The sequence below is a fragment of the Streptomyces sp. NPDC052020 genome (genome assembly GCF_040680575.1).
Lineage (GTDB): Bacteria > Actinomycetota > Actinomycetes > Streptomycetales > Streptomycetaceae > Streptomyces.
The window spans coordinates 166550-192642 of the sequence record NZ_JBFAWY010000005.1 but is presented as its reverse complement, the minus strand read 5'-3'; the positions used below and the strand labels follow the sequence as shown (position 1 = coordinate 192642).

The 26093-nt window shown below is 74.5% G+C and carries 21 protein-coding genes and 2 pseudogenes; 9 read left to right on the top strand and 14 right to left on the bottom strand.

Going from position 1 to position 26093, the window contains the following annotated elements; translation table 11 throughout:
* Window positions 1-66 precede the first annotated feature (66 nt).
* The 3 genes from AB0L74_RS06845 to AB0L74_RS06835 form a co-directional block, all read right to left on the bottom strand.
* Window positions 67-1095, bottom strand: a complete 1029-nt coding sequence (locus AB0L74_RS06845; protein ID WP_365646450.1) for a hemolysin family protein — start codon at window positions 1093-1095, stop codon at window positions 67-69.
* Window positions 1092-2507, bottom strand: a complete 1416-nt coding sequence (locus AB0L74_RS06840; protein ID WP_365646448.1) for a hemolysin family protein — start codon at window positions 2505-2507, stop codon at window positions 1092-1094. The genes AB0L74_RS06845 and AB0L74_RS06840 overlap by 4 nt, the downstream gene beginning before the upstream one ends.
* A gap of 310 nt (window positions 2508-2817) precedes the next feature.
* Window positions 2818-4431 carry a right-handed parallel beta-helix repeat-containing protein gene (locus AB0L74_RS06835; protein WP_365646446.1) on the bottom strand — a complete coding sequence of 538 codons (1614 nt, stop codon included), beginning with the start codon at window positions 4429-4431 and terminating at the stop codon, window positions 2818-2820.
* 289 nt (window positions 4432-4720) lie between these two features.
* Between AB0L74_RS06835 and AB0L74_RS06830 the strand changes: the two genes are divergently transcribed.
* Both AB0L74_RS06830 and AB0L74_RS06825 read left to right on the top strand, forming a co-directional pair.
* Window positions 4721-5095, top strand: coding sequence for a DUF6479 family protein (locus AB0L74_RS06830; protein WP_029385106.1), 375 nt, complete (start codon window positions 4721-4723; stop codon window positions 5093-5095).
* A gap of 381 nt (window positions 5096-5476) precedes the next feature.
* Complete coding sequence (locus AB0L74_RS06825) at window positions 5477-5851, top strand: hypothetical protein (protein WP_365646444.1); 375 nt, start codon at window positions 5477-5479, stop codon at window positions 5849-5851.
* Between the two features lie 72 nt (window positions 5852-5923).
* Here the strand turns inward: AB0L74_RS06825 and AB0L74_RS06820 are convergent, their stop codons facing one another.
* Window positions 5924-7597: an alpha-amylase family glycosyl hydrolase gene (locus AB0L74_RS06820; protein ID WP_365646442.1), complete on the bottom strand. Its 1674-nt coding sequence runs from the start codon at window positions 7595-7597 to the stop codon at window positions 5924-5926.
* A 309-nt stretch (window positions 7598-7906) separates the two neighbouring features.
* Between AB0L74_RS06820 and AB0L74_RS06815 the strand changes: the two genes are divergently transcribed.
* On the top strand, window positions 7907-8890 hold the full coding sequence (locus tag AB0L74_RS06815) for an LAETG motif-containing sortase-dependent surface protein (RefSeq protein ID WP_365646439.1): 984 nt from the start codon (window positions 7907-7909) through the stop codon (window positions 8888-8890).
* 151 nt (window positions 8891-9041) lie between these two features.
* Here AB0L74_RS06815 and AB0L74_RS06810 read toward each other — a convergent pair whose 3' ends face one another.
* The 3 genes and pseudogenes from AB0L74_RS06810 to AB0L74_RS06800 form a co-directional block, all read right to left on the bottom strand.
* Window positions 9042-10010: a nucleoside hydrolase gene (locus AB0L74_RS06810; protein ID WP_365646724.1), complete on the bottom strand. Its 969-nt coding sequence runs from the start codon at window positions 10008-10010 to the stop codon at window positions 9042-9044.
* A gap of 55 nt (window positions 10011-10065) precedes the next feature.
* Window positions 10066-11284: pseudogene (gene thrS, locus AB0L74_RS06805) on the bottom strand (threonine--tRNA ligase).
* Window positions 11285-11545: 261 nt separating this feature from the next.
* Window positions 11546-11827, bottom strand: a complete 282-nt coding sequence (locus AB0L74_RS06800; RefSeq protein ID WP_365646436.1) for a hypothetical protein — start codon at window positions 11825-11827, stop codon at window positions 11546-11548.
* 1148 nt (window positions 11828-12975) lie between these two features.
* Between AB0L74_RS06800 and AB0L74_RS06795 the strand changes: the two are divergent.
* Window positions 12976-13355, top strand: a pseudogene (locus tag AB0L74_RS06795) (Scr1 family TA system antitoxin-like transcriptional regulator); the annotation flags it as partial.
* A 51-nt stretch (window positions 13356-13406) separates the two neighbouring features.
* Here the strand turns inward: AB0L74_RS06795 and AB0L74_RS06790 are convergent.
* Window positions 13407-14189 (bottom strand): GntR family transcriptional regulator, encoded by a 783-nt coding sequence (locus AB0L74_RS06790; RefSeq protein ID WP_365646433.1) that lies wholly within the window; start codon window positions 14187-14189, stop codon window positions 13407-13409.
* A gap of 296 nt (window positions 14190-14485) precedes the next feature.
* Between AB0L74_RS06790 and AB0L74_RS06785 the strand changes: the two genes are divergently transcribed.
* Window positions 14486-14923, top strand: coding sequence for an ATP-binding protein (locus AB0L74_RS06785; protein WP_365646430.1), 438 nt, complete (start codon window positions 14486-14488; stop codon window positions 14921-14923).
* A gap of 134 nt (window positions 14924-15057) precedes the next feature.
* Here the strand turns inward: AB0L74_RS06785 and AB0L74_RS06780 are convergent, their stop codons facing one another.
* Window positions 15058-15741, bottom strand: coding sequence for a GAF and ANTAR domain-containing protein (locus AB0L74_RS06780; protein WP_365646721.1), 684 nt, complete (start codon window positions 15739-15741; stop codon window positions 15058-15060).
* Between the two features lie 507 nt (window positions 15742-16248).
* Here AB0L74_RS06780 and AB0L74_RS06775 point away from each other — a divergent pair.
* Window positions 16249-16446 carry a hypothetical protein gene (locus AB0L74_RS06775; RefSeq protein ID WP_365646428.1) on the top strand — a complete coding sequence of 66 codons (198 nt, stop codon included), beginning with the start codon at window positions 16249-16251 and terminating at the stop codon, window positions 16444-16446.
* A 21-nt stretch (window positions 16447-16467) separates the two neighbouring features.
* On the opposite strand, the gene AB0L74_RS06770 is transcribed toward AB0L74_RS06775, so the two are convergent.
* From AB0L74_RS06770 to AB0L74_RS06750, 5 genes are all read right to left on the bottom strand, one after another.
* A complete protein-coding gene (locus tag AB0L74_RS06770; protein ID WP_365646425.1) occupies window positions 16468-17880 on the bottom strand; it encodes an extracellular solute-binding protein in 1413 nt (470 codons plus the stop codon).
* Window positions 17877-20468 carry a substrate-binding domain-containing protein gene (locus AB0L74_RS06765; RefSeq protein ID WP_365646422.1) on the bottom strand — a complete coding sequence of 864 codons (2592 nt, stop codon included), beginning with the start codon at window positions 20466-20468 and terminating at the stop codon, window positions 17877-17879. Before AB0L74_RS06765 ends, AB0L74_RS06770 begins: the two co-directional genes overlap by 4 nt.
* 4 nt (window positions 20469-20472) lie before the next feature.
* The gene (locus AB0L74_RS06760) at window positions 20473-20835 is read right to left on the bottom strand and encodes a hypothetical protein (RefSeq protein WP_365646420.1); all 363 of its coding nucleotides are present in this window, start codon (window positions 20833-20835) and stop codon (window positions 20473-20475) included.
* A 148-nt stretch (window positions 20836-20983) separates the two neighbouring features.
* Window positions 20984-22045 carry a hypothetical protein gene (locus AB0L74_RS06755; RefSeq protein WP_365646417.1) on the bottom strand — a complete coding sequence of 354 codons (1062 nt, stop codon included), beginning with the start codon at window positions 22043-22045 and terminating at the stop codon, window positions 20984-20986.
* Window positions 22046-22130: 85 nt separating this feature from the next.
* Window positions 22131-23231, bottom strand: coding sequence for a PP2C family protein-serine/threonine phosphatase (locus tag AB0L74_RS06750; protein ID WP_365646414.1), 1101 nt, complete (start codon window positions 23229-23231; stop codon window positions 22131-22133).
* A gap of 259 nt (window positions 23232-23490) precedes the next feature.
* Between AB0L74_RS06750 and AB0L74_RS06745 the strand changes: the two genes are divergently transcribed.
* The 3 genes from AB0L74_RS06745 to AB0L74_RS06735 all read left to right on the top strand — a co-directional run bounded on the left by AB0L74_RS06745 (window position 23491) and on the right by AB0L74_RS06735 (window position 26090).
* On the top strand, window positions 23491-23958 hold the full coding sequence (locus tag AB0L74_RS06745; RefSeq protein ID WP_365646412.1) for a hypothetical protein: 468 nt from the start codon (window positions 23491-23493) through the stop codon (window positions 23956-23958).
* A gap of 385 nt (window positions 23959-24343) precedes the next feature.
* The gene (locus AB0L74_RS06740) at window positions 24344-25267 is read left to right on the top strand and encodes a hypothetical protein (RefSeq protein ID WP_365646409.1); all 924 of its coding nucleotides are present in this window, start codon (window positions 24344-24346) and stop codon (window positions 25265-25267) included.
* Between the two features lie 25 nt (window positions 25268-25292).
* Window positions 25293-26090: an alpha/beta hydrolase gene (locus tag AB0L74_RS06735; RefSeq protein WP_365646407.1), complete on the top strand. Its 798-nt coding sequence runs from the start codon at window positions 25293-25295 to the stop codon at window positions 26088-26090.
* Window positions 26091-26093 lie beyond the last annotated feature (3 nt).

Below are 26093 nucleotides of genomic sequence, written 5' to 3'. Positions count from 1 at the left end.
AGCGGCGACACGGGGGAGGGGCGGCCGGCGGAACCGGCCGCCCCTCCCCCTTTTCCGGCGCCCGGGTCAGTTCGGGGTCGCCACCGGCGCGGGGCCCACCAGTTCGGTCAGGACGTCCTCCATCGTGACGAAACCGAGCACCGCGCCCGTCTCGCCGGTCACCGCGGCCAGATGGCTGTCCATGCCCCGCAGCGCGGTGAGGGTGTCGTCGAGCGGGGTGTCGAGGCGGACGTGGGTGACCGGGTGCAGGGCGCCGCGCGGGAAGGGACGGTCCCGGTCGGTGATGCCGAGGGTGTCCTTGATGTGGAGGTAGCCGAGCAGGGTGCCCTCGGGGCCGGTCACCGGGAAGCGGGAGTAGCCCGCCTCGGCGGCCAGGCGCTCCAGCCGGGCCGGGGTGATCGTGTGGTCGACCGTGCGCATCCGGTGCACCGGCACCAGGATCTCGCCGACCGGGCGGGTACCCAGCTCCAGCGCGTCCCGCAGGCGTTCGCCGTCGGCGGGCGTCAGCAGTCCGGCCTCGCTGGCGTCGACGACCATACGGGCCAGCTGGTCGTCGGTGAAGACGGCCTCCACCTCGTCCTTCGGCTCCACGCGCAGCAGTCTCAGCAGCGCGTTGGCGAAGGCGTTGATGCCGAAGATCACCGGCTTGAGCGCCCGGGTCAGGGCGACCAGCGGCGGGCCGAGCAGCAGCGCGGTGGCGGCCGGGGCGGCCAGCGCGATGTTCTTCGGGATCATCTCGCCGATCAGCATGTGCAGGTACGTCGCCAGGGCCAGCGCGATCGCGAACGCGACGGGATGGACCAGGGCGTGCGGCATGTGCACCGCCTCGAACGCCGGCTCCAGCAGGTGCGCGATGGCCGGTTCGGCGACCGCGCCCAGCACCAGCGAGGAGACGGTGATGCCCAGCTGCGCGGTGGCCATCAGCGCCGAGAGGTGCTCCAGGCCCCACAGGGTCATCCGGGCCCGTTTGTCGCCTTCCCTCGCGCGGGGCTCGATCTGGCTGCGGCGGACGGAGATCAGGGCGAACTCGCCGCCCACGAAGAACGCGTTCGTCACCAGCGTCAGGGCGCCGATGAGGAGCTGCACCGCGGTCATCGGGCCACCTCCGCCCGCTCGGCGGCGGGCCGGCCGACCGGCCGGCCGACCACCCGGCCGCCCACGGCACCGCCGGACGCGGCACCGCCGGACGCGGCACCGCCGGAAGCGGGCGCGGGCGCGGTGATGCGGACGCGGTCGGCGCGGTGGTGCTCGACGTCGAGGACGTCCAGCCGCCACCCGTCCAGGTCGATCACGTCGCCCTTGGCGGGGATGCGGGCCAGGTGGGTGGCGATGAGTCCCGCCACCGTCTCGTAGGGCCCCTCCGGCGCGGTCAGGCCGATGCCGGCGAGGCGGTCGATACGGACCGAGCCGTCCGCCTCCCAGGCCGCGCGGCCGTCCGCGCCGGCGGGGGCGGGCAGCAGGTCCGGAGCCTCGACGGGGTCGTGCTCGTCGCGCACCTCGCCGACGACCTCCTCGACGATGTCCTCGACCGTGGCCACACCGGCCGTGCCGCCGTACTCGTCGATGACGACGGCCATCGTGCGGCTCGCGCGCAGGCGCTCCAGGAGCCGGTCGGCGGGCAGGCTGTCGGGCACCAGCAGCGGCGCGGTGGCCAGCTCGGTGACGGGGGTGTCCGCCCGGCGGTGCGGGGGCAGCGCGAGGACGTCGCGGATGTGGACGGTGCCGATGACCTCGTCCAGGCTGTCCCGGTAGACCGGGAAGCGGGACAGGCCGGTGGCGTGGGTGAGGTTGGCCGCGTCCGCGGCGGTGGCGTGGGCCTCCAGGGCCTTGACGTCCACGCGCGGCGTCATCACGTTCTCCGCGGTCAGCTCGCCCAGGTGCAGGGTCCGTACGAACAGTTCGGCGCTGTCGGCCTCCAGGGCGCCCTCGGCGGCGGAGTGCCGGGCGAGGGCGACCAGTTCCTCGGGGGTGCGGGCCGAGGCCAGTTCCTCGGCGGGCTCCAGGCCGAAGCGGCGCACGAAGCGGTTCGCGGTGTTGTTCAGATGCGTGATGAACGGGCCGAACGCGGCCGTGAAACCGCGCTGCGGGCCGGCCACCACCTTGGCGACCGCCAGCGGCCGGGATATCGCCCAGTTCTTGGGCACCAGCTCGCCGATGACCATCAGGACGACCGTGGAGAGGGCCACGCCCAGCACGGTCGCCACCGAGGAGGCGGCGCCGCCCAGACCGAGCGCGGCCAGCGGGCCGCGCAGCAGCACGGCGAGTGACGGCTCGGCGAGCATGCCGATGACCAGGGAGGTGACGGTGATGCCGAGCTGGGCGCCGGACAGCTGGAGGGTCAGGCGGCGTACCGCCTTCCACGCGCTCTCGGCGCCGCGCTCACCGGCCTCGGCGGCGCGTTCCAGGTCACCGCGCTCGACGGTGGTCAGCGAGAACTCGGCCGCGACGAACAGGGCGCAGGCCAGGGTGAGCAGGAGGGCCAGCAGGAGCAGTAGGACCTCGGTCACCGTGCCACCCCCGCTTCCTCACGAGCGGGCGGCACGGGCCGCGGGCGGGACCGGACACGGCCGGCACGGCTGGTACTGGGAGGCTCCATTGCGGAACGGGACTCCTTTAACGGGGTCGATGGGTCGGAACCCATGGTAAGGGAAGGTAAAGGGCGGGCAAAGTGATACCCGCTGCCTGTGAGAACGGCTGGATCTGGCCGGTTGTTCCCCCGCGGGCGCACCCCGCAAACGCCGCCCTGGTGTGACGCGGCGCGGCGCCCGCGCCCGGGACGGAGCCGGGTGGCGGCCGCCGCCCGGCGCGGGCGGCCGCTCAGCCGTCGTTGTCCCGCCAGCGTCCGCCGTGGGGGGCCGAGTCGAAGCGGGTGGCGGCGGAGGCGTTGCCGGTGAAGTCGTTGCCGGAGACCCGGCCGGCGGTCCAGGCGGAGTCGCCGGTGAGCCACAGGGCGTGGGTCTGGGTGCGGGGGTGCCGGTCGTCCCGGATCCGGTTGCCGTGGACGTACGGGTGGGTCACGGCCGTCGCGGCGGTGAGGCCGGCGCGCGGGGCGGGGGCGGCGGGGAGGCGGTAGGCGGTGCCGGGGGCGGGTGTGCCGCCGGGCCAGGCCGTGGCGGCGCCGGGGCGGTGCGGGGCCAGGAGGAGGTCGGTCGCCGTGTTGTCCAGCACCACGGCGCTCCGCCCGCCCACCGTGACCTCCTTACCGCGGTGGCCGCCCACGGGCCAGTCGGCGTTGTCGTCGGTCAGCGTCCGGGCCGTGTGGCGGACGCCCGCGCCGTCTCCGTGGGCCTCCGGCGCGGCGCGGCGTCCGTTGTTCCGGACGCGGTTGCCGAGGATCGCCGGTTCGCGCAGCGGGGCGTCGAGGCGGACGCCGTCGAGGCCGTTGTCGTGGATGTCGTTGGATTCCAGGACGATGTCGGTGGCCGCTTCCTGGTCGCCGCCGGCCAGGTTGTGCTGCCAGTAGCCGTACCGGCCGTTGTTGCTGATGCGGTTGCCGCGGAAGGCGTAGGAGCCCGGGGTGTTGCCGAGGGCGACCCCGTCGCCGGCGTTGCCGTCGATGAGGCAGCCGGTGACGGTGCCGCCGCGCCCGCCGATGCTCGTGGTGCCCTGCGACGACACGTCGAACCCGGCCTGGTGGTTGGCGATCAGGGTGCAGCAGGTCACCAGCAGCCCGTCGGCGCCCCAGTCGGAGATGCCGAAGCGGTTGTCCTCGGCGTGGCAGGCGGTGATGCGGATGCCGCGCGGCGGCGTCCAGTGGTCCTGCTGGAGTTCCAGGAAGATGCCGTTGGTGCCGTTGCCGGTGGCCGTGCAGTCGGTCACCGCCAGCCGCTCGACCGGGCCCCAGCCGCCGACGCCGATGCCGAGTCCCGCGCCGCCCATCTGATCGCCGCAGTCCTGCCGCCCGCACCGCTCGACGAGCAGGCCCTCGACGACGGTGTCCTGGAGGAAGTCGCAGCCGAAGCCGGTGGCCGCCGTGTCGTGGATCCACAGGTCGCTGAAGCGGCCCCGCAGCACGTACTGGAGGCCGAGTCCCTTGGCCAGGACGTCGTACTCCGGCGTCCGCACGCCCGAACCGTCGATCTCGAAGTGCGCGAAGGTCACGTCGGCGATGTGATCGTCCGGTCCGGCGCCGTGCTGGGCGGTGGTGAACCAGGCCAGCGGCACCGGGGACGCCGGGGCGCCGGGGTTGCACAGCTCGAAGCAGGTGGTGCCGCGCCCGGCGCCGATCAGCGAGACGCCGCTGCGCCACAGCACCGGCCGGTCCCGGATCACGTACCGGCCGGCGGGGACCCGGACGGTCCGGGGGCGGCCGTCCGCGGCGCAGGCGTCGCCCAGCGCGTCCACCAGCTTCTGGAGCGCCGGCTGGTCGTTGGTGGTGCCGTCCCCGGCCAGACCGTGGTCGCGGGCGTCGACCGTCAGCGGCAGGTTCATACGGGATCCCTCCAGGATGACGGCGGATGACGGCGGATGACGGCGGCCGGCGCGTACGGGACGACGCGGGGCCCGCGGCGGCCGTGGCCCCGCGCGCGGGAGGACGCCGGGCCCGCGGCCGTGGCCGGGCCGCCGCTCCCCCGCCGGGTACCAGCCTTCCCCGCGCCTCAATCGCCCGGCGGACCGGGACCCACGGGTGCGGCACCGCCCGGCACGCGGGCCCGGCCCGCCTCACAATTATTCGGACATTTAGGGCGTTTATTAGCAATTCTGAGGTAATAATCAGAACATGAGTACGGCAATGTATGGACTGGCGGCCTCATCCGAGCACGCGCTCAACATGACCGCGGCCTTCATCGGTGGGCTGGTGATCGCCGGAGCGCTGATCTGGGCCGTCCGTGTCGGCATGCGGGTCATGGAGCAGGAACTGGAACGCCCCCGTCCTGAAGAACAGCCGAAGCTCCCCGCCACCGGTCCCGTCCGCGAGGAACGGGAGATGCGGGAGCCGGACGAGGTGCCCCTGGTGGTGGACGGGAGCGGACGGCTCATGCCGTACCAGCTCCATCCCGCCAGCACCCGGCGGGGCAAGGACCAGCAGCGGCGCCGCTGGATCCCGGGCTCCAGCGGCTCCTTCGGCGGCGGCGGGCTGCCCCCCGGGGTGTGACGCCCGGGCATGGCGCCGGGGTGCCCCCCGTCGGCCGGGCGGCCCCGCCGTCCCGCCCGGGACGCCGATGTTCACGGGCGGTGAAGCGCCGCCCGGCGTGAAGGGTGCGACCAGGGGCGGCCTCGCTTCGGCACGCGCGCCCTCTCCGGCGACGTGCGAGCGGAGGTGGCCCGCGCGGTGCGCTGCTGACCCCCGGGTCGGAACCGGCCGGGGACGGCGAGCGGCCGCCCCCGGGCCGGCCCCGCACCGCACTTGTCAACGCGGGGTCGGGCGGGGTAAAGCGTTGACCGACGGCCCCGTGAGCCCGTGAGCCCGCTCCCGGGGCGCGTCCCGCGTCCGAAAGCGACCGACGTCCGTCCGTCCGATCGGAGGTGTGCCGCAGTGACGATCACCGAGCTTGCCGTGGAGCGTGTCGAGTTCACCTGCGGGTCGTGCTGGCACCGCTGGAGCGCCGACTACGACGTCCAGCGCCACCTCGACGACCAGGGCCAGGAGTGGGAGTACTTCTCCCGGGACAACACGGCCGTACCGTCCCCGTACACCGCCGAAGGGGCGCCCCCGTGCCCGTACTGCGGGCGGCGCTGGGTCGGCCGGCTCGCGGCGCGGCGGCCCGTCCCCCTGTCCGGCTCCCCCGGTGCCCCCCGCAGCCGGGTGCCGGCGGAGGGCACCCACCGCCCCGAGCGGCACACGGCGCCGCTGCTGGAGTCGGCCGGCCACCCGCAGCCGGCCCCCGGCGCTCCGGAACCGAGCGCCTGACGGCGGCCGGGCCCCCACCGCGCCCCGGCACGGCGGCACGGCGGGGGCCCGGTCCCCCACCCCCGTGGAGACCTACAGGGCCAGCCAGGCGGTGGTGTCCGGGCCGAGGCGTCCGTCCTCCAGGGGCGCGCTGGTCACCAGCACCTCCCCGGCGGGCAGCGACACCGCCGCGCCGGTGAGGTTGGCGACGCAGCGCCAGCGGTCGGAGCGGTCGAACTGGAGCACGCCGGGCGGGGCGTCGTCCGCCCAGGCCAGCGTCTCGCCGTCGAGCAGCTTGCGGCGCAGCCGCAGGGCCGTGCGGTACAGCTCCAGGGTGGAGCCCGCCACCCCGTCCTGGGCCTCGGCGGCGTACGCGGCGAAGGCGGGCGGCTGCGGCAGCCAGGACCCGCCCGGCCCGAAGCCGTACGACGGCCCGGTCGTCGTCCACGGCAGCGGCACCCGGCAGCCGTCGCGGCCCTTGCGGACGTGCCCGGTCTGCTCCCAGATCGGGTCCTGGAGCACCTCGGTGGGCAGGTCGGCCACCTCGGGCAGGCCGAGCTCCTCGCCCTGGTAGACGTAGGCCGAGCCGGGCAGGGCCAGCATCAGCAGGGTCGCGGCCCGGGCCCGGCGCAGGCCGGCCGCCTCGTCGACCGCCGGGGCGTGGCCGCCGGACAGCAGCCAGGCGTTGTCGTCCGTTCCCTCGGGCAGCATCAGGCGGGAGGTGTGGCGGACGACGTCGTGGTTGGACAGCACCCAGGTCGCCGACGCGCCGGCGGCCGACGCCTCGGCCAGCGACGCGGTGATGACACGCCGCAGGTCGCCGGCGTCCCAGCGGGTCTGGAGGTACTCGAAGTTGAACGCCTGCCCCAGCTCGTCCGGGCGGGCGTACAGCGCGCGCCGGGCCCCGGGCACCCACGCCTCGGCGACCGCCATGCGGGGCGGGGTGTAGGCGTCCAGGATCTTCCGCCAGTCGCGGTAGATCTCGTGCACCTCGTCGCGGTCGTAGAAGGGGTGGGTCCCGGGCTCGAACCCGGACAGGGCCGCCTCCCTGCTCAGCTCGGGTGAGCCGAGGTCGCGCAGGGGCTCGCTCAGGTCCTTGGCGAGCGCGTGGGCGACGTCGACGCGGAAGCCGTCCACGCCCCGGTCGGACCAGAACTTCAAGGTGGTGCGGAAGTCGGCCTGGACCTGTTCGTTCTCCCAGTTCAGGTCGGGCTGCTCGGGGGTGAACAGGTGCAGGTACCACTGCCCGTCGGGCACCCGCCGCCAGGCGCTGCCACCGAAGACGGACTGCCAGTCGGTGGGCGGGAGTTCGCCGCGCTCCCCGCGCCCGTCGCGGAAGACGTACCGGTCGCGGGCGGCCGAGCCGGGCCCGGCGTTCAGGGCCTCCTGGAACCACACGTGCCGGTGCGAGGTGTGGTTGGGCACGAGGTCGACGATCACCTTCAGGCCGAGGCGGTGGGCCTCGGCCACCAGGGCGCCGAAGTCGTCCAGGGTCCCCAGGCGCGGGTCGACGTCCCGGTAGTCCTCGACGTCGTAGCCGCCGTCGGCGAGTTCGGAGGGGTAGAACGGGCTGAGCCAGAGCGCGTCGACGCCGAGGGCGGCCAGATGGGTCAGGCGCTGGGTGACGCCGCGGAGGTCTCCGAGCCCGTCGCCGTCGGCGTCGGCGAAGCTGCGCGGATAGATCTGGTAGATGACGGCCTGCCGCCACCAGCGGGGATCCTGGGACGACAGGTCGGGCGGGCCGGGCGTCGTGGTGCGGACGGTCACGCGGTCTCCTCTGCGGTGCGTGCGGGCGACAGCATGAAATCTGTCCACAACGCCGGAAAAGTGAACACGCGCCCCTTGCGGAACGGTTCGGTCCCGGTGTGGCAAAAGTGTGCAGACCTGTGAACGTCTTTAACATAACCGCAGGTTGACAGGGGTGATCGCCCACGCCCACCATGGGGTTGACTGTGACTCAGGAGATTGGTGAGTCCGGTTTTCTTCGACCACTCAGCCCCGGTACGGCCGGCCCGCGCGTTGTCCGCTGCCCGCCGCCGTCGCCCGGGTACTGCACACGCCAAGAAGAGGAACCGCATGTCCATAGCGAGACGTGTCACCGTGCGCCGCCTGCTGGGGGCGGGCGCCGCGAGCCTCGCCCTGTGCGCCGCGTCCGTCGCCTCCGCCTCCGGGGCCTTCGCCCACGGCAAGCCGGGCGGCGACGGCTGGGGCTCCGGCGGTGGCTACAAGCCCGGGACGGGCGCGGGCACGGTCACCCAGACCGACCGCTGCCAGTTCTCGCTCGACGGCACCACGTTCTCCGACTCGGTCAAGGTCGACGACCAGAACCTGAAGCCGACCGAGGACGGCAAGGTCCACATCAAGGTCCGCGCCGCCGGCGACGCCGCCAGCTGCACGGCCTCCCTGGCCTCCTACCTCGCCCACGGCCCCACCTTCGCCACCTCCGGCGAGCAGGTCTTCGTCGACTTCGACACCGTGACGGTCAAGCCCGGCGAGACCGGCTCCCTCGACATCGCGGTGCCGGACGCGGGCTGCTACGCGCAGATCGACCTGTACCGCGGGGCGGTCCGGTACGACGGCAAGCTGGACGCGAACGACGGATTCGAGCACGGCCCGCTGCCCAAGGGCCCGGACGGCTCCGTCATCAAGGACAAGCTGATCGCCGCCTGGAACGGCGGGACGAAGGACTGCACGGCCGGCACCGGCCAGCCGCCCGCCGAGCCCGAGCCCGAGCCGTCGGCCCCGGAGTCCTCCGCGCCGGCGGACACGCCGGAGCCCAGCGCCCCGGCGTCGGAGAGCCCGGCCGGCACGCCGTCGGCCGACACCCCGTCGAGCCAGGCGCCCTCCTCCGAGGCCCCGGCGGGCCAGACCCCGTCCGCCTCGGCCTCCGCGCCGGCCGCGGCGGCCCCCTCCGCCACGCCGAACGGCGGCAGCGGCGACCTGGCCGAGACCGGCGCCGACAGCAACACCCTGCCGATCGCCATCGGCGCGGCGGTGCTGCTGGCGGGCGGCGCCGGCATCGTGCTGGCGACGCGCCGCCGCCGCGCGGCCCGCTCCTGACGCACGGCCCGGCCCGCACCCGAACGCCCCGGAGCCCCTCCGGGGCGTTCGCCGTCCACGCCCCCTTCCCCGGCGTCCTAACGGACCCGGGGCCCGCCCGGCACCACGTGACGGCTCCTCCCGTACGGCTCCCCCCCGTACGGCCCTTCGCTTACGGCCCTTCCACGGCGGCCAGGTACAGCTTCACGTACCGCTCCACGTCGACGCCGAGGGCCACGTCCACCAGCGTCTGCTCCCGCCCGCCCTGGTGGATCTCGGACTCGCCGGGGCGGGCCCGGCGGTCGACGACCGTCTGACCGCGCGCCGGCCCGGGGGCCAACGACACCTCGACCGGCAGGAGTTGCGTGGTCAGGCCCTCCGGGTCGACGACCGCGCAGACCGCGCCCGCGTCACCGAGGCCGCCGCCGGGCTCCGCCTCGTCGGTGGCCGGGCCTCGGTGGGCGAGCAGCTCGCCCGCCAGCCGGGCCCCCGGCTCCGCACTGCCGCGCAGCCGCGTCACATCCGCCCCGGGGACGACGACCCGCTGGAACACGTCCAGCCCGTACATGGTCATCGGCACCCCGGCGGTGAGCAGGACCGCCGCCGCCTCCGGGTCGTGCCAGACGTTGAACTCGGCGACCGGTGTGGCGTTCCCGGTGGCCACCGCGCCGCCCATGAACACGATCCGCTCGATGTTGCGGGTGACCTCGGGGTGGGTGCGCAGCAGCAGGGCGATGTTGGTCAGGGGTGCCATCGGGATGAGGGTGACCGGGCGCGGCGAGGCGAGGATCTCGCGGCGCAGCAGCGTCACCGCGTCCACGTCGGCCGCGGTGCGGGCGGGGGCGGGCAGGCCCAGGTCGCCCATGCCGTCCCGGCCGTGCACATGCCGGGCGGTGCGCACCTCCTCGACCAGCGGGCGCTCGGCGCCCCGCGCGACGGGGACGCCGGGCGCGCCGGCCTGCTCCAGCACGGTCAGGGTGTTGCGGACGACGCCGTCGACGTCCGTGTTCCCGGCCACGCAGGTGACCGCGCGCAGGTCCAGGCCCGGGTGGCGGACCGCGAACAACAGGGCGAGGGCGTCGTCGATGCCGGTGTCGCAGTCGATGATCACCGGGATGGGCTGTTCGGACGTCACGGCCAGGGCTCCTTCCAGCGACTGCGCGGGACCTGGCGCCCGCGGCCCCTCCAGCGCGACCTTACGCGGGTCCCCACAGCTCCCTCCCCCGCTCCCGCGCCCGTTCGCCGATCCGCCGCAGCAGTTCCGCGCCGGGCACCGCCCCCGGCCGCCGCCCGTCGCGCAGCCGTACGGCCACCGGATCGCCGTCGGCGGCCTCCCGCTCCCCGATCACCGCCTGGTACGGCACCAGCCGCGCCGCCCTGATCCGGGCGCCCAGGGTGCCCCGCTCGAGCCCGGCCGCCTCGGCCCGCAGTCCCCGTGCGACGGCCTCGCCCACCAGCTCGTACGCCCGCTCCTGCTGCGCCTCGCCGACCGGCAGCACCACCAGCTGCACGGGCGCCAGCCATACGGGGAAGGCACCGCCGTGCACCTCGATCAGATGCGCGACGGCCCGCTCCACGCTGCCGATGACACTGCGGTGCACCATGACCGGACGGCGGCCGCGCCCGTCGGGGCCGGTGTACCGCAGGCCGAAGCGCGCGGGCTGGTGGAAGTCGACCTGCACGGTGGACAGGGTGGTCTCGCGTCCGGCGGCGTCCGCGATCTGCACATCGATCTTGGGCCCGTAGAAGGCGGCCTCCCCTTCCACGGCGTCGTACGGCAGTCCGTCCAGCGCCTCCTCCAGCAGGGCGGTCGCCCGCCGCCACAGCTCCGGGTCGGCGACGTACTTGCCGCCGGGGCCGGGCAGGGAGAGCCGGTACCGGGCGGCGCGGATGCCGAGGTCGGCGTAGGCGCGGCGGATCAGGCCGAGGGCCGCCCGGGCCTCACCGGCCGCCTGCCCGGGGGTGCAGAAGATGTGCGCGTCGTTGAGGTGGATGGCCCGGACGCGGGTCAGGCCGCCGAGCACCCCGGACGGTTCCGACCGGTACATGGTGCCCAGCTCGGCTATCCGCAGCGGCAGCTCGCGGTGGCTTCGGGCGCGGGAGCGGTAGACGAGCGCGTGGTGCGGGGCACAGGCTGGGGCGCAGGACCACCTCCTCGGCGCCCAGCCGCATCGGCGGGAACATGTCCTCGCGGTACAGCTCCCAGTGGCCGGATATCTCGTACAGCTCGCGTTTGCCGAGGTCCGGCGAGTACACATGCCGGTACCCGGCACGCAGTTCCGCCTCGCGGACGTACTCCTCTAGGATGCGCCGGACGGTCGCTCCGTCGGGCAGCCAGTACGGCAGCCCGGCGCCCATCAGGGGGTCGGTGCCGAAGATGCCCAGGTCGCGGCCCAGGCGTCGGTGGTCATGCACGGTGCACTCCTCACAGCCGGATACGGCCGTACCGGCCGGACACGGCCGTACAGGGGGAGGGCGAGCACCACACGACGAAGCCCCGGGCGCTCACCCCGGGGCTTCGGACATCTGCGGAACAGCCGTCAGCGCGCCGGGACACTCTCCGGCGTCGTCGTCGAAGACGGGCGGGCGCACATGACGGGCTGCATGGACAGGACGCTAACAGCGGGGCGGCGGCCGGCACGAGCCGATTTCTTCCCTCGCTTTCTTCCCTCGCTGTCAGCGGTGCCCGGGGAGCAGGGGGAGGAGCGCGCCGGCCGGCCCGCCCACGATGTGCACCGACTTGGTGTCCCGCTCGATGGCGTTGCGCGAGCAGTCGACGTTGTTGTCGTCGGGGTTGATGTTCGGCTGGACGAGGATCTCGACGATGTCGCAGCTGGCGACCCGCTGGCTGTTGTCGAACGTCGCCTTGTCGTCATCGGCCGCCTGAGCGGTGCCCGTGGCACCGCCGACGACGGCGAAAGCGGCGAACGTGCAGGCGAGTGCGTTCCTGAGCTTCATATCACTCTTACCTTCCAAAACCTTGTCGTGTCGGCACACCGGCAGACGGGTGCGACGGCGGGTCTCCGCGCCCTGGTCAACGAGACATCACCCGCGTCCGCATTGCCCCGACCGGGTTGCCCACCCGGCCCTCGCCCGCCGACCCCACTCGTGCGCCCAGCCGCTCGGAGCAGGGTGCGCGCACCATCCACCGGGTCATATCCCCATAGCGGCGAGCACCCGGCTCGTGTCGGTCAGGCTGTCAGAGTGCGGTTGGCTGGAGCAGGAAGGTAGAGCGTGAATCGGACACTGAGCGTGGACGTCACATGACGATGCAGCCTCGGCACGCGGGCTCTGCCGACGAGCGGCTGGTCGCCGATGCTGGGAGCGCTGCGGGTCGCAACCGGGCGACAGTGAACGTGGCTGAACATGGGAAACCGAGCCGGCCGCGCGTGATCCTAGAGCTGACTTCACCACCATGGCACGTCCAGGCTGTCAGTCGGGATCACCTTGGCTCTGGCTGAAATCTTCCTGTCGAGGGCCCATACAAGGGCGCGCAGCTCACGCGCACTCTTCTTCGGCAAGGCGTGAATCACGGCTTCGAGGTGGCCGCGGAAGTCGATGTCGTAGCACCCACACTTGAGGACGCTGCAGTTGCCGCAGCCAGGACCCATGAGTGAGTCCACGAGTTGTCTCAGAGGTCCGTGGGCCACGGCCTTCCAATGCCAGAACGCCTCTTCCGTGGCTTCGGGCCAGAAGCGGGTCCGTTCAAGCCGGCGCAGGTCAGCTGTGCAAGACCCGGAAAGGCGGTCGATGAACGGGTACCGTCGCTGCCTCAGTCGGTGGGCAGGAAGGTCTCTTCGCAGGGCTGATGGGCGCCTACGCGGCATTGCCCTTTCGGTTGTCGGTCATGAGGGCAAGGTACAGAACGACGTGTTCTGTGGCCACCGCGTATCCGCTGACCGAAGCCCTGGGCTCGGAAAGCTGCCGTCTGCTGCGGCTTGTGGGTGCTGACCCGAGCGGAGGGTCGGTTGCGGCCTCGTCGGGACCCGCCGCGTTCACCACGGTTGCCCACTGTTTCCGGCTCGATCTGTGCGCTCACGGGTGCCCGGCCCCCTTTCAGCTGGCCAGGCGCAAGCGGTCTGTCTACGATGCGGACACGCTTGAACCGCACTCCAACGCCCGAGGACCTGCGCAAATGGGCGGAGGCAACCGGTCAGCGGGAGCGTACGACGAACTGGTCGTGCGTCTCCGTGGGTTTCGAGTCCCGCATCAGGTCGTGGCGGCGTCAACCAGAAGCCATCGGTCTGGACACGGTCGAGCTGGAGATCATCCCGCTTTCCGCTTCACTCCCCCGGCCACCACTTTGTGGATCTACGACGACCGCCAGGTGATCGTGGAGAACTGGCATGCGGAGTTGTGGATCGACGACAAGGCGAGCGTATACACCTATCTGCGGACCTGGAAAATACTCCGCGAGTCCGCCGCGTGCGACGCTGAGGCGCAGAACCTCGTCACCGCAGCAAGACGAGCGTTGCACTGTTGCTGACGTGACTGTCCGGAAGACAGACGGTGGACTGTGGGCCGTAGTCGATGCCTACTAGTCGTCGGCCGGAGCAGTCCCCGGGCCTGCGTCGAAGTCGTACTCCAGGATGTACGAGGAGGCGTCCAGGGTCATCTCGTTGATCTCGACAGGGCGGCCCTCGGCCGTGTACGCGGTGCGGCAGATGAGGATGACCGGGGTGCCCGCCGACATGCTCAGTCGCGTCGCCTCGTCCTTCGACGGCATGCGTGAACGAATCTCTTCGCGGAAGTGCACCGGCGCGTGACCGCGTTCGGCGAGCCTGGCGTACGTGCCGCCCGGTCCGGTGTTTTCCCTGGTGACGACGGACCCCGCGACCAGCGACATGGGGAGATGGCTCGTCGCGAGCAGGACCGGCTTGCCGTCGAGGACGAAACGCCGGCGCCTCACGCACACCGTCTCGCCATCGGCCAGGTCCAGGACGGCGCCGATATGTTCGGGGGCCGGTTCCTCGGACACGGTGATCTCGTCGACCTCCAGGGCCCTGTTCTCGACGTCCGCCGACCAGATGGAACGGCCGTTGCCCCACCGGTCGCGACTCAGCCGCTGGATGCCCCGGCGGCGTAGCGGGCGAAAGGCCCGGACGAAGACGCCGGCACCCTTGCGGGCTTCGACGACGCCTTCCTCCCGCAGGACGCTCAACGCCTGTCGGGCCGTCATCCGGGCCACGCCGTACGTGGACATGAGCTCGTTCTCCCCCGGAAGCCGATCACCGGGCCCGTACTCGCCCGTCTCGATGGCCTCACGCAGGGAGTCCGCGATCCGCTGGTACTTGGGCCGACGGTCGTCGGTAGTGGCCATTCCGGAACCCTCCTCGCTTCTCTAGACACCTTAGGCCATAGGTCAGGGGCTTGCTCGCTGCGCGTAGCCACCACTGGCCACTCTCGATGGACCCTTCCTGGCGCCAATTGACATCTCTAGAGATGTACGGGAATCTCCTCATGTCTAGAGAGGTTGTGTCATCGACCTCAGGAGGCGGTGGGGTGTCTGCGTGTCCTCGCGTCAGCGTCCGGTCCTGGTCGACGGCGCTGCGGACGCACCGTCCCGCCCGTCCCCTGTGCGCCGATCGAGACGGCAGCGGCAAGGAGTGAACGCGGATGAGCTTCGTGATCGACCGGTATCCCTGTGAGGAGTCACCACGGCTGGGGGCGATGACCCTGCGTCCGACTCCGGATTCCGTCCCTCGGGCCCGACGCTGGTTCCGGAAGTTCATCGCACCGTACGACCCGCGCTGCTCGGTGGACGACTGTGTGCTGGCGCTCTCGGAGTTGGTGACCAACGCCGTTCTCCACGGGCAGTCGGACGAGGAGTGGGTCCTGCGGGTCGAGTGGTTCCGAGAGGGCACCTCGCTGCGCGTGGAGGTGCACAACCCGGGCCTCCCGGAGGGTGTGTGCCTCCGACGCCCGGACACCGACGACCTCCATGGCCGTGGTCTTCTCCTGGTCGACTCCGTCGCCGCATCCTGGGATTGCGGACCGAGCCGTTTCGGGGGCACGGTCGTCTCCTTCGTGATGGCCGATGCCTGGCCTCCGTGAGGGACCGGGCCGCGCTCACCGTCGTGGTGTCGGTCACGGCCGGTGACTCCAGCCAGGCCATCGGGCGGTGCACCCCAAGAAAACCGGCCCCCTCGGGCCTGACCCGCTGCCCCGTGCCCCCGCGGGGCGGGGTGTCACCCGTCCCGTTCGAACCGTTTCCGATGGGTCACGACGTCGCGGGCCACGTCGTGGGCGGTGCGGCCGTGGGCGAAGGCGTGGGCGCGCAGGCGGGCCAGGGCCTCGTCGGCGCCGACGCCGAGCTGGGCCATGATCATGCCGACGGCCTGGAAGACCTCGTCGTGCTCGGCGGCCAGGCCGCTCAGCCAGGGGGCGCCGCCCTGGATGTCGTACTCCTCGCCGTGCGGCAGCGCCATCAGGGCCACCGTCATCACGGCGGCGATCAGGCGCGCGGTGTGCAGCTCGGGGCCGGTGAGGGTGCCGGGGGTGTCGCGGTAGAGGTCGAGGGTGCCCACGCACACCGAGTCGTTGCCGAGCGGCAGGGCGTAGACGGCGCGCACCCCGACGGCCGTGGCCTGCTGGGCGTAGACCGGCCAGCGGCGGGCGTCCGGGCCCGCCGCCAGGTCGCGGGCGAGCACGGGCCGGCCGGTCTCGGTGGCCTCGACACAGGGGCCCTCGCCCAGGGTGGCCTGGATGTCGGCCAGATAGGCGGCCAGATCGCCGCTGGCGCACAGCTGGACGGGGACGCCGTCACTGCGCAGCGACGCGCTCGCGCCGGTCACCGGCAGCAGCCGTACCGCCACCTCGCACAGGCGCCCCGGCACCTCGCCGGGCCCGGCGCGCCCCATGCCCTCGGTGATCGCCTCGGCGGTGCGGCTCGGTTCCGCCGGGTCCTGGTGGGGACCGGCTCCGTGTCCGGACGACCGGCGACCGTCGCCGCCCAGCCCGTCGCGACGGTCGTCGTCCCTGGGCCGCACGCCCACCGCCTCCTTCGATCACCGCGGCCGGCCACGTCGACGGATTCCCGGGCAGGCACGTGGCCGCCAACGGCGCCACCTGCCCGGTGACGAGCCCCGACTACCCGGGGCCACCGGGGTGAAACCGGCGCGCGGGGGCCCGGCCCGGTGCCCGTCGGGGCGCGGCGCCCCGGGGTCTTCGCCCCTTCCGCTCGTCCGGCGCGGGCCCGTGTGGCACGGGCCGGCCGGTGGCTTGCCGCCGCCTTGCCCGGACGGCCCCGACAGCCCTAAGTTGAACGGTGAATCAGCGTGTTCGGCAGACACCCGCCGAGGCGCGATCCCCCCCACTCCCCTGCCGCTCGCCGCCGACCGCCGCCGAGCGGCAACCCTGACCCCTGTTGCGAGGTCGCCGTGCTCGTCCCCACCCCTTCCGCCGAGCGGTACGCCAGAGGATTCGCCGCCGCCGTGGTGGCCGTGACCGCCCTGGTCCTGGCGGCCAACGCGGGCCCCGTCCAGCCGGACGGCCCCGCCCCCGCCCCGCGCACCGCCCACGCCCCCGGCGCCTCGGTGACCGAGGCCGGGGCCGGGGCCGGGGCCCACCGGCCGTAGCGGGCGCGCCCGGCCGGGGCGTCAGTCCGGCAGCGCCTTGCGCAGGTCCGCGTCGAGCGCCCGGGCCAGGTCCTGGTCGCTCGGCGGGCGGGAGCCGAACAGGGTGCCGAGCCGGGCCGTGAACGTCTGCGTGAAGGCGCCGTACAGCGGTGTGCGCGGGCGGTGCACCGCCTCGCGGAGGGCGGGCAGCAGGATGCGGCGGGCGTACTCGGGGCGGCCGGCCGCGTCCCGGGGCATGCGGTCGGCGCTCTCCCCGGTGGGCGACGGCGACGGTCCGCGCGGCGCGGCCACCGTGCAGCGGACGCCGTCGTCCGTGTAGGCGGAGACGCGGGTGGCGGCGAAGCCCGCGTCGAGCAGGCAGCGTTCGCTCTCCCGGCCGGTGAGGAAGGCGATCAGTTCGGCCGCCTTGTCCGCCCGCCGGGACGCGTCGGTCACGGCGAGGTTCTGCCCGCCCAGCACCGCCCGGCCGGGCAGCGGGGCCACGGCGAGCTGCTCCTTGGTGAAGGACTGGTACAGCGTGCGGTACACGTACGGCCAGTGCCGCAGGAACGCCGTGCGCCCGTCGGCGAAGTCGCCGGCCGAGGCGGCCTCGTCGGACCGGAAGGCGCCGGGCAGGATGTACGACGCCTCGCTGCGCTCGCGCAGTTCGGCGATCCCCCGGGCGAGCTGCTCGACGGTGGCGCGGTAGCGGCCCTCGCCGTCGGTGAGCTCCAGGTCCGGTACGGCCGAGGCGAACGCCTCCAGCGCGTTGACCGTACGTCCCTCATAGGCGGCGAGCTGGGTGGTCCAGCCCTGGTCGTAGGCGCCCGGGTCCCGGTCGTCCAGGGCGATGACCAGGGTCCGCAGCCGGTCCCAGTCCAGGCCGGCGCTCAGGTCGGTGTGCTGGACGCCCGCCTGTTCGAGGTAGTCGCGCCGGTAGTAGAGCAGGCCGACGTCGCTGTTGAAGGGCACCGCGTACACCCGGCCGTCCCACCGGGCGGTGCTCGCCACCGGCGGGATGACGTCGTCGTCGACCATCCGCTCGGGCAGCGGGCGGATCAGGCGCGCGGCGGCGAACTCCGGCACCCAGGTGACGTCCAGGTTGACCACGTCGTACCCGGCGCTGCCCGACTGGAGCGCGCCGAGGAGCTGGCTGCGCTGCTCGTCGGCGCTGCCGGGGAGCTCCACCAGACGGGCGCGGTACCCGGTGCCCCGCTGCTCCTGCCGGGTGTTCCAGGCGTCGATGAGCCGCCGGCGGACGCCGTTCTCGCCGGTGACGTCGCGGCCGCTGGCGATCACGATGTCCCCGGGCCCGTCGGCGGTGGGCGGCGCCTGCGCTCCGCCGCGCCCGTGGCCGTCCCCGCCGCCGGTGCAGGCGGCCAGCGCGAAGAGGACGGCGAGCAGCGCGGCGATCCGCCGCGGCACCGCCGCCCGGCCCGCCAGTGGCCGGCTCATGCGTCCTCCCCCGTTCCCGTGCGGGCCACCTCGTCGCGCAGGGCGGCGGCGATGTCGTCGTCGGCGTCCAGGCAGCGGCCGCCGCCGGCCGCGGAGACCTCGGCGTCCGGCTTGCCCCGGTCGCAGCGCCCGCCCTTCAGCGACACCATCGCCACCGGCACCCGCGCCGCGCGCGACAGGCCGCGGATGTCGTCGAGGCGCTCGTCGGTGAGCCGGCCCGCGTCCTCGTCGTCGGTGATGTACACGATCAGTTGGGGGCGCTCGTCGTCGGCGCCGCGCCGCTGCATCTCGTCGAGCGCGGCGCGCAGCGCCCCGTACGGATCGGCCTCGGCGTCCCGGACGCGGGCCAGCCGGTCGATGGCGCGTTCGGCCTCGCGGCGGGAGTGCGCGGTGAGCGGCAGCAGCATGTCGTAGGTGTCCTCGCCGGTGCCGTACACCGCCCACACGCCGTACTCGTCCCGGGGGCCGAGTCCGCCGAGGGACTGTTTCAGCAGGCCGGGGCCGCCACTGGGGCCCTCCCACAGATCGGCCATGGAGCCGGAGCTGTCCAGCAGGAACAGCACCCGGCCGGGGCCGTGGGCGCCCCGGTAGCCGGCCAGGGCCGCCTCCATCGCGTCCCGCCCGGCGGGCTCGGTGAGCGGGGACGGGTCGTGCAGCACCCCCTCGGCCACGTCGTCCTCGTCCAGCAGCGGCCGGTCGCCCTCGGCCGCGCGGAACCCGTCCCGGCCGAACACCTCCCGCCCCCCGTCCCCGAGGAGCCAGGACCGGAAGCCGTCGGCCGCCTCGTCGCGGTCGGCCTCGTCGCGGTCGGCGCCCTCCCAGCGCACCCGGACGAACGTGGGTTCCAGGCCGGGGACGTCGACGGGGTACTGGGCGATGCGCGGGGCGCGCCGCGCGCTGTCGCAGCCGACGCCGCTCTTCATCAGGAACTCGGGGACGAGGGCCGCGGTGCGGTCGTCCACGGCGTCGTCGTCGGGCAGGGCGCACAGCAGGTCGGCGGAGGTGGGTGAGGGCGGGCCCGGCTGGTCGACGCGGCGCTCGGCGCGGCCGGGGTCCCACGGTTCGGTGCGGTACAGGCCGACCGTGGCGAGCAGCCCGGTGTCGGCGAACTCCGGGTCGGGGCGGTGTACCGCGGCGTCCCCGCGCCGGTCGCGCAGGGCGTCGATCATCTCGTTGAGCGTCGGGCCGCGGCGTTCGTCGAGCTGGTCGGCGGCGAGGTCCTGGGGCACGGCCAGCACCACCGGGGAGTAGGCGAGCGGTTCCTCGTCCGGGTCGAGGGCGGCGACGGCGTCCGTGTCCTGCCCGAGGCTGACCCGGGCGGCGTCCGCGCGGGAGGCGGGTATCCACACGTCCGGCTGCGGGCCGATGTCGCGCTGCGGGTTGACGTCGTCCTCGTGCGGGTCCTGCCAGGCGCCGGTCTGCCCGCGCAGGGCGGCGACCGCGTCGGCGGATCCGGCGCTGTAGACGGTGATGCCGCTGCGCCGGCAGCCGTCGCCGGTGGTGTTGTCGTCCGAGGTGAGGTAGGCGTCGGCGGCGGCCCGGACGGTCGGCTCCAAGTCGGGATCGGTCAGCACGCGCAGCTCCAGGGCCGGTGCGCAGGAGGCGCGGTCACCGGCGACGACGGCGGTGACGCCGTACCAGCCCAGGGCGAGGGCGGCCAGCCCGAGCAGGACGGCGGCGGCGCGGGCGGCCGGACGGCGGCCGGGCCGCCACCGCCCCGGCCGGGACCGCGCCCGGGCCCGAACGGCGGCGGCCGCCGTCCTCAGCGCGGCGAACAGGCGCGCCCAGAGCGAGGGCGCCGGAGGAGGGGGCGGGGGCGGGGGCGGCGGAGGCGGCACCGGCGAGTGTGCCGTACCGGCGGACAGCAGGACGTCCTCGCCGGGTTCGGTCCGGCTCTGCGGCTCCCACGGGTCGCCGCGCACGGTGTGGTGGCCGCCCTCGGCCATCCGCTCCCGCAGCCGCTCGGCGAGGCCCTGGAACGACAGCTCCCGCCCGCTGTCCAGCAGCTCCGCGAGTTCCCCGGTGAACGGCGTCGGCGTGTGCGGGGGGCCCGCGTCGATCCGGTGGTTGGCCTGCACGCTCATCAGCAGCAGCACGCGCCGCTTGTCGCGGAACGTCTCCCAGATCCAGGCGGCGTTGCCCGCGAAGCAGCAGTCGAGGACGACGACGATCCGCCGGGCGGGGCTGGTGGCGAGGACGGTCAGGACGGTGGTGAACATCTCCGCGCCGGGGAAGACGGCGTGCCCGCCCGCCACGACGCGCGCGTTGCGCATCTGGAGGAACAGCTCGTCCCCCGCGCTGGGGATCGCCCCGTGCCCGGCGAAGTACAGCAGCAGCAGGCCGTCGGCCTCCCTGGCGACGGTGCCCAGCCTCCGGCTGAAGTCGTCCAGGGTGGGCGAGGGCAGCACGGCGATCTCGTGCTCGCCGAACACCCCTCCCCGCCGCAGCGCCTCCCGCAGGCGGTGCACGTTGTGCTTGACGGCGGGGAGGTCTCCGGGCACGCCGTCCGGCGGCTGGGTGAGGTCGTACTCGGACACCCCGACCAGCAGCGCCCGGTTCACCAGACCGCGTGGGTCGAAACCGGCCACCGGGTTACCTGTCGTCGAGGTTCACCGGCTCGACACGGCCCTCGGGAGGTTCGCCGTCCTCCACCTCGCGGCGGTTGGCACGCCATGCCTGCACGGCCTTCTTGACCTGGTCCAGCAGCTCCTTGAAGAGAACGGAGCCCGCGCTGCCGGCCAGCGCCACCACGATCTCCATGCCGATGCCCATGGGGGCACCGGTCTCGTCGGTGCGGCTGCGCTCGTGGATGCGCAGCCGGCCCGTGCGGACCAGTTCCTCCAGTGGCTTCTCCCGCTCCAGCCATTTGCGCAGGGCACCGATGTCGCTCTCGCTCGCGGTCCCGTCCAGCCGGATCCGGATACCCGGTGTGGTCACTCCGTCCCCCTCAGCCATGACTCACCATGATGGCACCGGGGTCACGCGCAGGGGAGGGTTCGTACGCCGCCGTCTCGGGGCGTGCGCGGGCGCGCGCGCCACGGGGGTCACTCCCGTCCCGGCCGTGCGCCGGGGCGGGAGCGACCCGGCCGCGCGCCGGGGCGCGTCAGGGCTGGGTCTGCAACCGGCTGAGCTGCCGCCGTACGTGGTCCAGCGCGCCCGCCCGTCGGCCGGGCACCCGGGCCCGCAGCTCCGCGAGCGCGCTGCCGAGTTCCCGCGCGCGGGCCGCGTCGCGGATCCGCCCCCACTGGTGGTGGGCCCGGTCGGCGGCGGCCTCGACGGCGGGCGCGTCGGGCGCCTGGCCCGCGTTGAGCCGGGCGGTGGCCACGGTGAGCCAGGTACGGCAGCTGCGCACCGGGTCCCCGGCGAGCATCGCCAGGTCGGCGCGGACCTCGGCCCAGTGCAGCGCCTCCTCCGACGCGGTGCCGTACGCCTGCCGGGCGGCCCGTTCGTGGTGGGCGGCGAGGGCGTCGGCGTCGGCGTGCCGGCCGGCCTGGACGGCGGCGGCGATGGCGGCGTGCGGGTCGCTCGGCACGGGGCCCGGCGCGGTCAGCACCAGGCCGGGGGGCGGGCCCTCGGCGGCGGTGCGGGCCAGCGCGTGCTGGTGGAGCTGGTCCAGCGGGGGCCGGTGCCCGCTGCGCAGGATCGTCGCGAGGCTCTTCATGTACGCCGGCGCGGCCACCGCCCGCCGGGCCGGCGGCGGCGCGATGCGCCCGTACACGGCGTTGTCGCGGCCCGAGTCGAGCGGATGGGCGCCGAGCCACTCCCACGTCTCCTGGTCCGCGTGCAGGTCCAGCAGCAGGGTCGTCGCGCCCGGCGGGCGCAGCCGCAGCTCCTCGCGTATCCACTGCCAGGGCAGGGCGGTGTAGCGGACGGTGGCCGGGGTGGTGCGGGCCAGCGCGAGATGGGGCAGGCGCTGGCGCCGGTCGAGCTGGAGCTGCCCGGTGACGTAGACGGAGAGCGGGCCGGGGGCCGCCGCGGCGGCGCGCAGCCGGGTGAGCACCGCCTGCGGTTCCAGGGGGTCGGCGAGTTCGATGACGGTCGCGGTGTCCGTGCCGGACAGCACGGAGGGCGGCACGGCGGCGAGGACGGGCAGGACGGAGGCGGCGTCCACCAGGCGTCCCTTGCCCACGGGCGAGGCCGCGAGCAGCAGCACGGTTCCGGGCATGTCCTCCCCCTGTCGGTCACGTGACGATCACGTACGGCAGCACGGTAACCGGTGCGGTCGGACCGGGGGGCCGCACGGCGGACGCTCACCCGTCCCGGGGGTGGGGCGGGCGCCGCACCGCGAACACCGTCGTGTCGTCGGCCAGGCGGCCCCCGCAGTGGCGCAGGGTGCCGTCGCGGACGTGGGCGGCCAGGCGGCGCGGCTCGGTGACGCCGGGGTCGGCGGCGACCGCGCGGGCCACCTCCTCGCCCAGCCGGTAGAAGCAGCCCTGCCGGTCGCGGGCCTCGGTGACCCCGTCCGTGACCAGCAGCAGCGTCTCGCCGGGGGCGAGGGGCAGGCGGCGCACGGTCGGACGGTGGGGCGCGAGTTCGCCGAGGCCCAGCGGCAGCCCGTCGCCGGCCGGGAGCTGCCGTACACCGTCGGGGCCCACGGCCAGCGGGGGTTCGTGGCCGAAGACGACGGCGTCCACGGCGCCGGGCTCGTCCTCGGGGAAGCCGAGCAGGACGGCGGTGGCGAACCGGTCGCCGTCGGTCCGGCCCAGGGCGGCGGTGTGGCCGCGGTGGCGGACGATGCGGGTCTCCAGGCGTTCGGCGACCGTGGCGAGGTCGGGTTCGTGGTAGGCCGCCTCGCGGAACGTGCCGAGCAGGGCCGCCGCCGCCTCCACCGCGCCGAGCCCCTTGCCCTGCACGTCGCCGACGAGGACCCGGGTGCCGTGCGGGCCGGGCTGGATGTCGTAGAAGTCGCCGCCGACGCGGGCCTCGGTGTCCGAGGCGAGGTAGACACCGGCGTGCTCCAGGCCGCCCCAGCCCGGCGGCAGCGGGCGCAGCACGGTGCGGCGGGTGGTGTCGGCGATGTCCCGCATGTGCAGCATGCGCCGCTCGCCGCGGACCCGGATCACGCAGGCGGCGACGGCGAGGACGCTGCCGACGGTGACGAGGATGAAGTCGGGCAGGCCGGTCTGGTACTGGTGCGGCCAGGCGCTGTCCACCGTGACGTAGGTCAGCAGCGCGAGCACCGCGAAGACCGCCGTGCCCCACACCCCGCACAGCGCGGCGGCGATGCCGGGCACCAGCACGATCCAGGAGATGATCCGGAACTCGCCGGTGGTGTTGTAGTCGGCCACCGCGATACCGGCGAGCAGCAGCAGCGGCGGCACCCAGCCCATGCTCCGGCCGCGCAGCCGCATCAGCGGCTGGTTCCGGTATGCCGCCTCGGCGCCGCCCCGGGCACGCGGCGGCGGGCCGGGCGGCCACCACCGGCCACCCGCCGGCCTCGGAACGCCACCACCCCTCACGCGCCCCAGCGAAACACGGTGCCGCCCGGCTCGCATCCGGGCGGCGCCCGCCCCCGCCGCGGGGCGCCGCTTGCGCCGACTTGCCGGTCCTCCACCCCCGGTGTGCGCTGGAAGACGGGGGTGGAGAGAGTGGAGCGAGAGGAGTGCCCTCATGACCTACGCGGCACCCGCGTCCGGCGGGACCAGCGGACGAGCCCTTCCCTCCGGCCGCCCACCGGCCCGTACGCCGGACGTCTTCGGCCCGGGCGTGCACGCGGCGGCGAAGTGGGCGGTGCCCGTCGTGCTCGGGCTGATCTACGGCTACTGGGCCGCCGCCAACCGGCGCGGCGGCGGGCCCATCACCGGCTGGAACCTGCTGTTCGGCTTCCTGACCGCGCTGGCGTTCATGGCGCTCTACGTCGCCGTCCGCGCGGTGGCCCAGCGGCTGGGGCGCGAACCGCACGCCGTGCTGTGGGCCGCGTTCACCGGCAGCGCGGTGGGGTTCCTCTACCGCCAGAGCGAATCGGCCACCCTGCTGAGGTCCTGCGGCATGGGGCTGCTGGTCGGCCTGGCCCTGTTCCTCATGCTCTTCTACTGGTACTACACGCGGGAGGAGGCGGAACGGCCACCGACCGCCTGACCCACCCGGACCGGGCCCGCGGGTTCCCGGCCGGACCGGGCCCGCGGGGCCCCGGCCGTGCCGAGCGCGGGGTCGCCGCCCGTCCGCCCGGGGACCCGCGTCCGTGGTGGCCGGCCCATACGGGGAGGCGGTCGGCCGGAGACGGTCAACCGAAGAGGGACAGCCGAAGGCGGTCAGCCGAAGACGGTCAGCCGAAGACGGTCAGCCGAAGACGCCTCCGGTCCCGCCCCGTCCGGCTGTCCCGGCACCGCCCGTGCCGTCCCGCCCCCTCCGGCGGACCGGGCACCGACCGCGCCGGTCCGCCGTCCCCCGCGCGGCGGACCGGATACCCCCGTCCGCCTCCCGCCGCTCGCGAGGCCCGCCCCGCCGGGGCTTGTCTGGGAGGGTGTCCCCCCGTCCGCGCAACGCCCTGTCGGCCGTCCTGACCGCCCTCGCCTGTCTGCTCCTGCCGTGCGGCACGCTGGCGGCCTGGGTGGCGTACGGCCTCGCCGACACCGGCCGGTACACCACCGCCATGGCGCCGCTCGCCGCCGATCCGCAGGTGCGGGAGGCGGTCGCCGTCGCGGTGGGGGACGGGATCGCCCGGGAGGCCGGCGCCGGGCCGCTGGACGGCGCCATGGGGCCGTTCGTGCGGGACGCGGCCCGGTCGTTCACCCGGACCGAGGCGTTCCGCGCGGGCTGGGACACCGCGAACCGGACCGTGCACGGCGCCGTCCTGCGCGCCCTGCGCGCCGAGCGGTGGGAGCACCGTCCGGTCACCGTCGACCTGGCCCGGGTCACCGCCCGCGTCAAGGACGAGCTCGCCCGCGATCACGTGCCGTTCGCCCACCGCATCCCCGTCCGGCACATCGAGATCACCGTGCTTCCGGCCGCGCAGACGGACCGGCTGAGGAAGGGCTACCACGTGCTCGACATCGCGGGCCGCTGGCTGCCCTGCGCGGCCGTCGCCTTCGCCCTGGCCGGCATCGCCGCCGCCACCTGCCGACGCCGCGCGATCACCGCCACCGGCCTCGGCACCGCACTCGGCGGCGCGCTGCTCCTCCTCGCCGTCGCGGTCGGCCGCCGCCTCACCCTCACCGCTCTGCCCGGCCCGCCGCGCCGCCCCGCCGCGGCGGCCGTGTACGACGCCCTCACCGCCACCCTGCGCACGGCCTCCTGGCTGCTGATCGCCCTCGGCCTGGCCGTGGCCCTGGCCTCCTGGCTCACCGGCCTGTTCCTGCGCCGCCGCGCCCCCGTGTCCGGCGGCCCCCCGGCCCCGTCCTCCGCCGCCGAACCGAGGCCCTCGCCAAGTTCCCCGTTGCCGCCCTGAGTTCACCCTGCCTAGGGTCACCGCCATGGCACCCTTCCTCGCATACGAAGACCGCGGCGGCGACGGCACCGGCGACCCGGCCGCCACCCCGCTCGTCCTGATCCACGGCCACCCCTTCGACCGCACCATGTGGGCGCCCCAGCTCGGGGTCTTCTCGGCGTCCCGCCGGGTGATCGCCCCCGATCTGCGGGGGTACGGCGCGTCCCCCCTCAGCCCCGCCCTCACGGACTTCGGCGGATTCGCGGAGGACATCGAGGCGCTGCTGGACGAGCTGGGGGTGGCGTCCTGCGTCCTGGCCGGGCTGTCGATGGGGGGCCAGATCGTGATGGACTGCTACGCCCGTTTCCCCCACCGTGTCCGGGGGCTGGTCCTGGCCGACACCTCCCCCGTGGCGGAGACGCCCGAGGGCAGGGCCGCGCGCCACGCGCTGGCGGACCGCCTGCTGCGCGAGGGCCTGCGCGGATACGCCGACGAGGTGCTGGAGAAGATGGTCGCCCCGTACGCGGACCCGGAGGTCAAGGCCCATGTCCACCGCATGATGACGGCAACCCGTCCGGAGGGCGCCGCGGCGGCCCTGCGTGCCCGCGCCGAACGCCCCGACTACCGTGAGACGCTCGCCCGCGCCACGGTCCCCTCCCTGGTCGTCGTGGGCGCCGACGACACCTACACCCCGGTCTCCGGCGCCGAGTCCCTGCACGCGCTGCTCCCCGGCTCCACCCTGTGTGTCGTCGAGGGCGCGGCCCATCTGCCGAACCTGGAGCGGCCCGAGCGGTTCAACGCGGCCCTGGCGGAGTTCCTGGCCCGCGTCGACAGAAAGGCATGAGGG

Excerpts from the sequence above, each read along its gene's own strand:
- AB0L74_RS06830 (WP_029385106.1), top strand. The coding sequence starts at position 4,721 with ATGAGTACGGCAATGTATGGACTGGCGGCCTCATCCGAGCACGCGCTC.
- AB0L74_RS06760 (WP_365646420.1), bottom strand. The coding sequence starts at position 20,835 with ATGGCTGAGGGGGACGGAGTGACCACACCGGGTATCCGGATCCGGCTG.
- AB0L74_RS06800 (WP_365646436.1), bottom strand. The coding sequence starts at position 11,827 with ATGAAGCTCAGGAACGCACTCGCCTGCACGTTCGCCGCTTTCGCCGTC.
- AB0L74_RS06785 (WP_365646430.1), top strand. The coding sequence starts at position 14,486 with ATGAGCTTCGTGATCGACCGGTATCCCTGTGAGGAGTCACCACGGCTG.
- AB0L74_RS06815 (WP_365646439.1), top strand. The coding sequence starts at position 7,907 with ATGTCCATAGCGAGACGTGTCACCGTGCGCCGCCTGCTGGGGGCGGGC.
- AB0L74_RS06745 (WP_365646412.1), top strand. The coding sequence starts at position 23,491 with ATGACCTACGCGGCACCCGCGTCCGGCGGGACCAGCGGACGAGCCCTT.
- AB0L74_RS06845 (WP_365646450.1), bottom strand. The coding sequence starts at position 1,095 with ATGACCGCGGTGCAGCTCCTCATCGGCGCCCTGACGCTGGTGACGAAC.
- AB0L74_RS06755 (WP_365646417.1), bottom strand. The coding sequence starts at position 22,045 with ATGCCCGGAACCGTGCTGCTGCTCGCGGCCTCGCCCGTGGGCAAGGGA.
- AB0L74_RS06790 (WP_365646433.1), bottom strand. The coding sequence starts at position 14,189 with ATGGCCACTACCGACGACCGTCGGCCCAAGTACCAGCGGATCGCGGAC.
- AB0L74_RS06735 (WP_365646407.1), top strand. The coding sequence starts at position 25,293 with ATGGCACCCTTCCTCGCATACGAAGACCGCGGCGGCGACGGCACCGGC.
- AB0L74_RS06750 (WP_365646414.1), bottom strand. The coding sequence starts at position 23,231 with ATGCGGCTGCGCGGCCGGAGCATGGGCTGGGTGCCGCCGCTGCTGCTG.
- AB0L74_RS06835 (WP_365646446.1), bottom strand. The coding sequence starts at position 4,431 with ATGAACCTGCCGCTGACGGTCGACGCCCGCGACCACGGTCTGGCCGGG.
- AB0L74_RS06770 (WP_365646425.1), bottom strand. The coding sequence starts at position 17,880 with ATGAGCCGGCCACTGGCGGGCCGGGCGGCGGTGCCGCGGCGGATCGCC.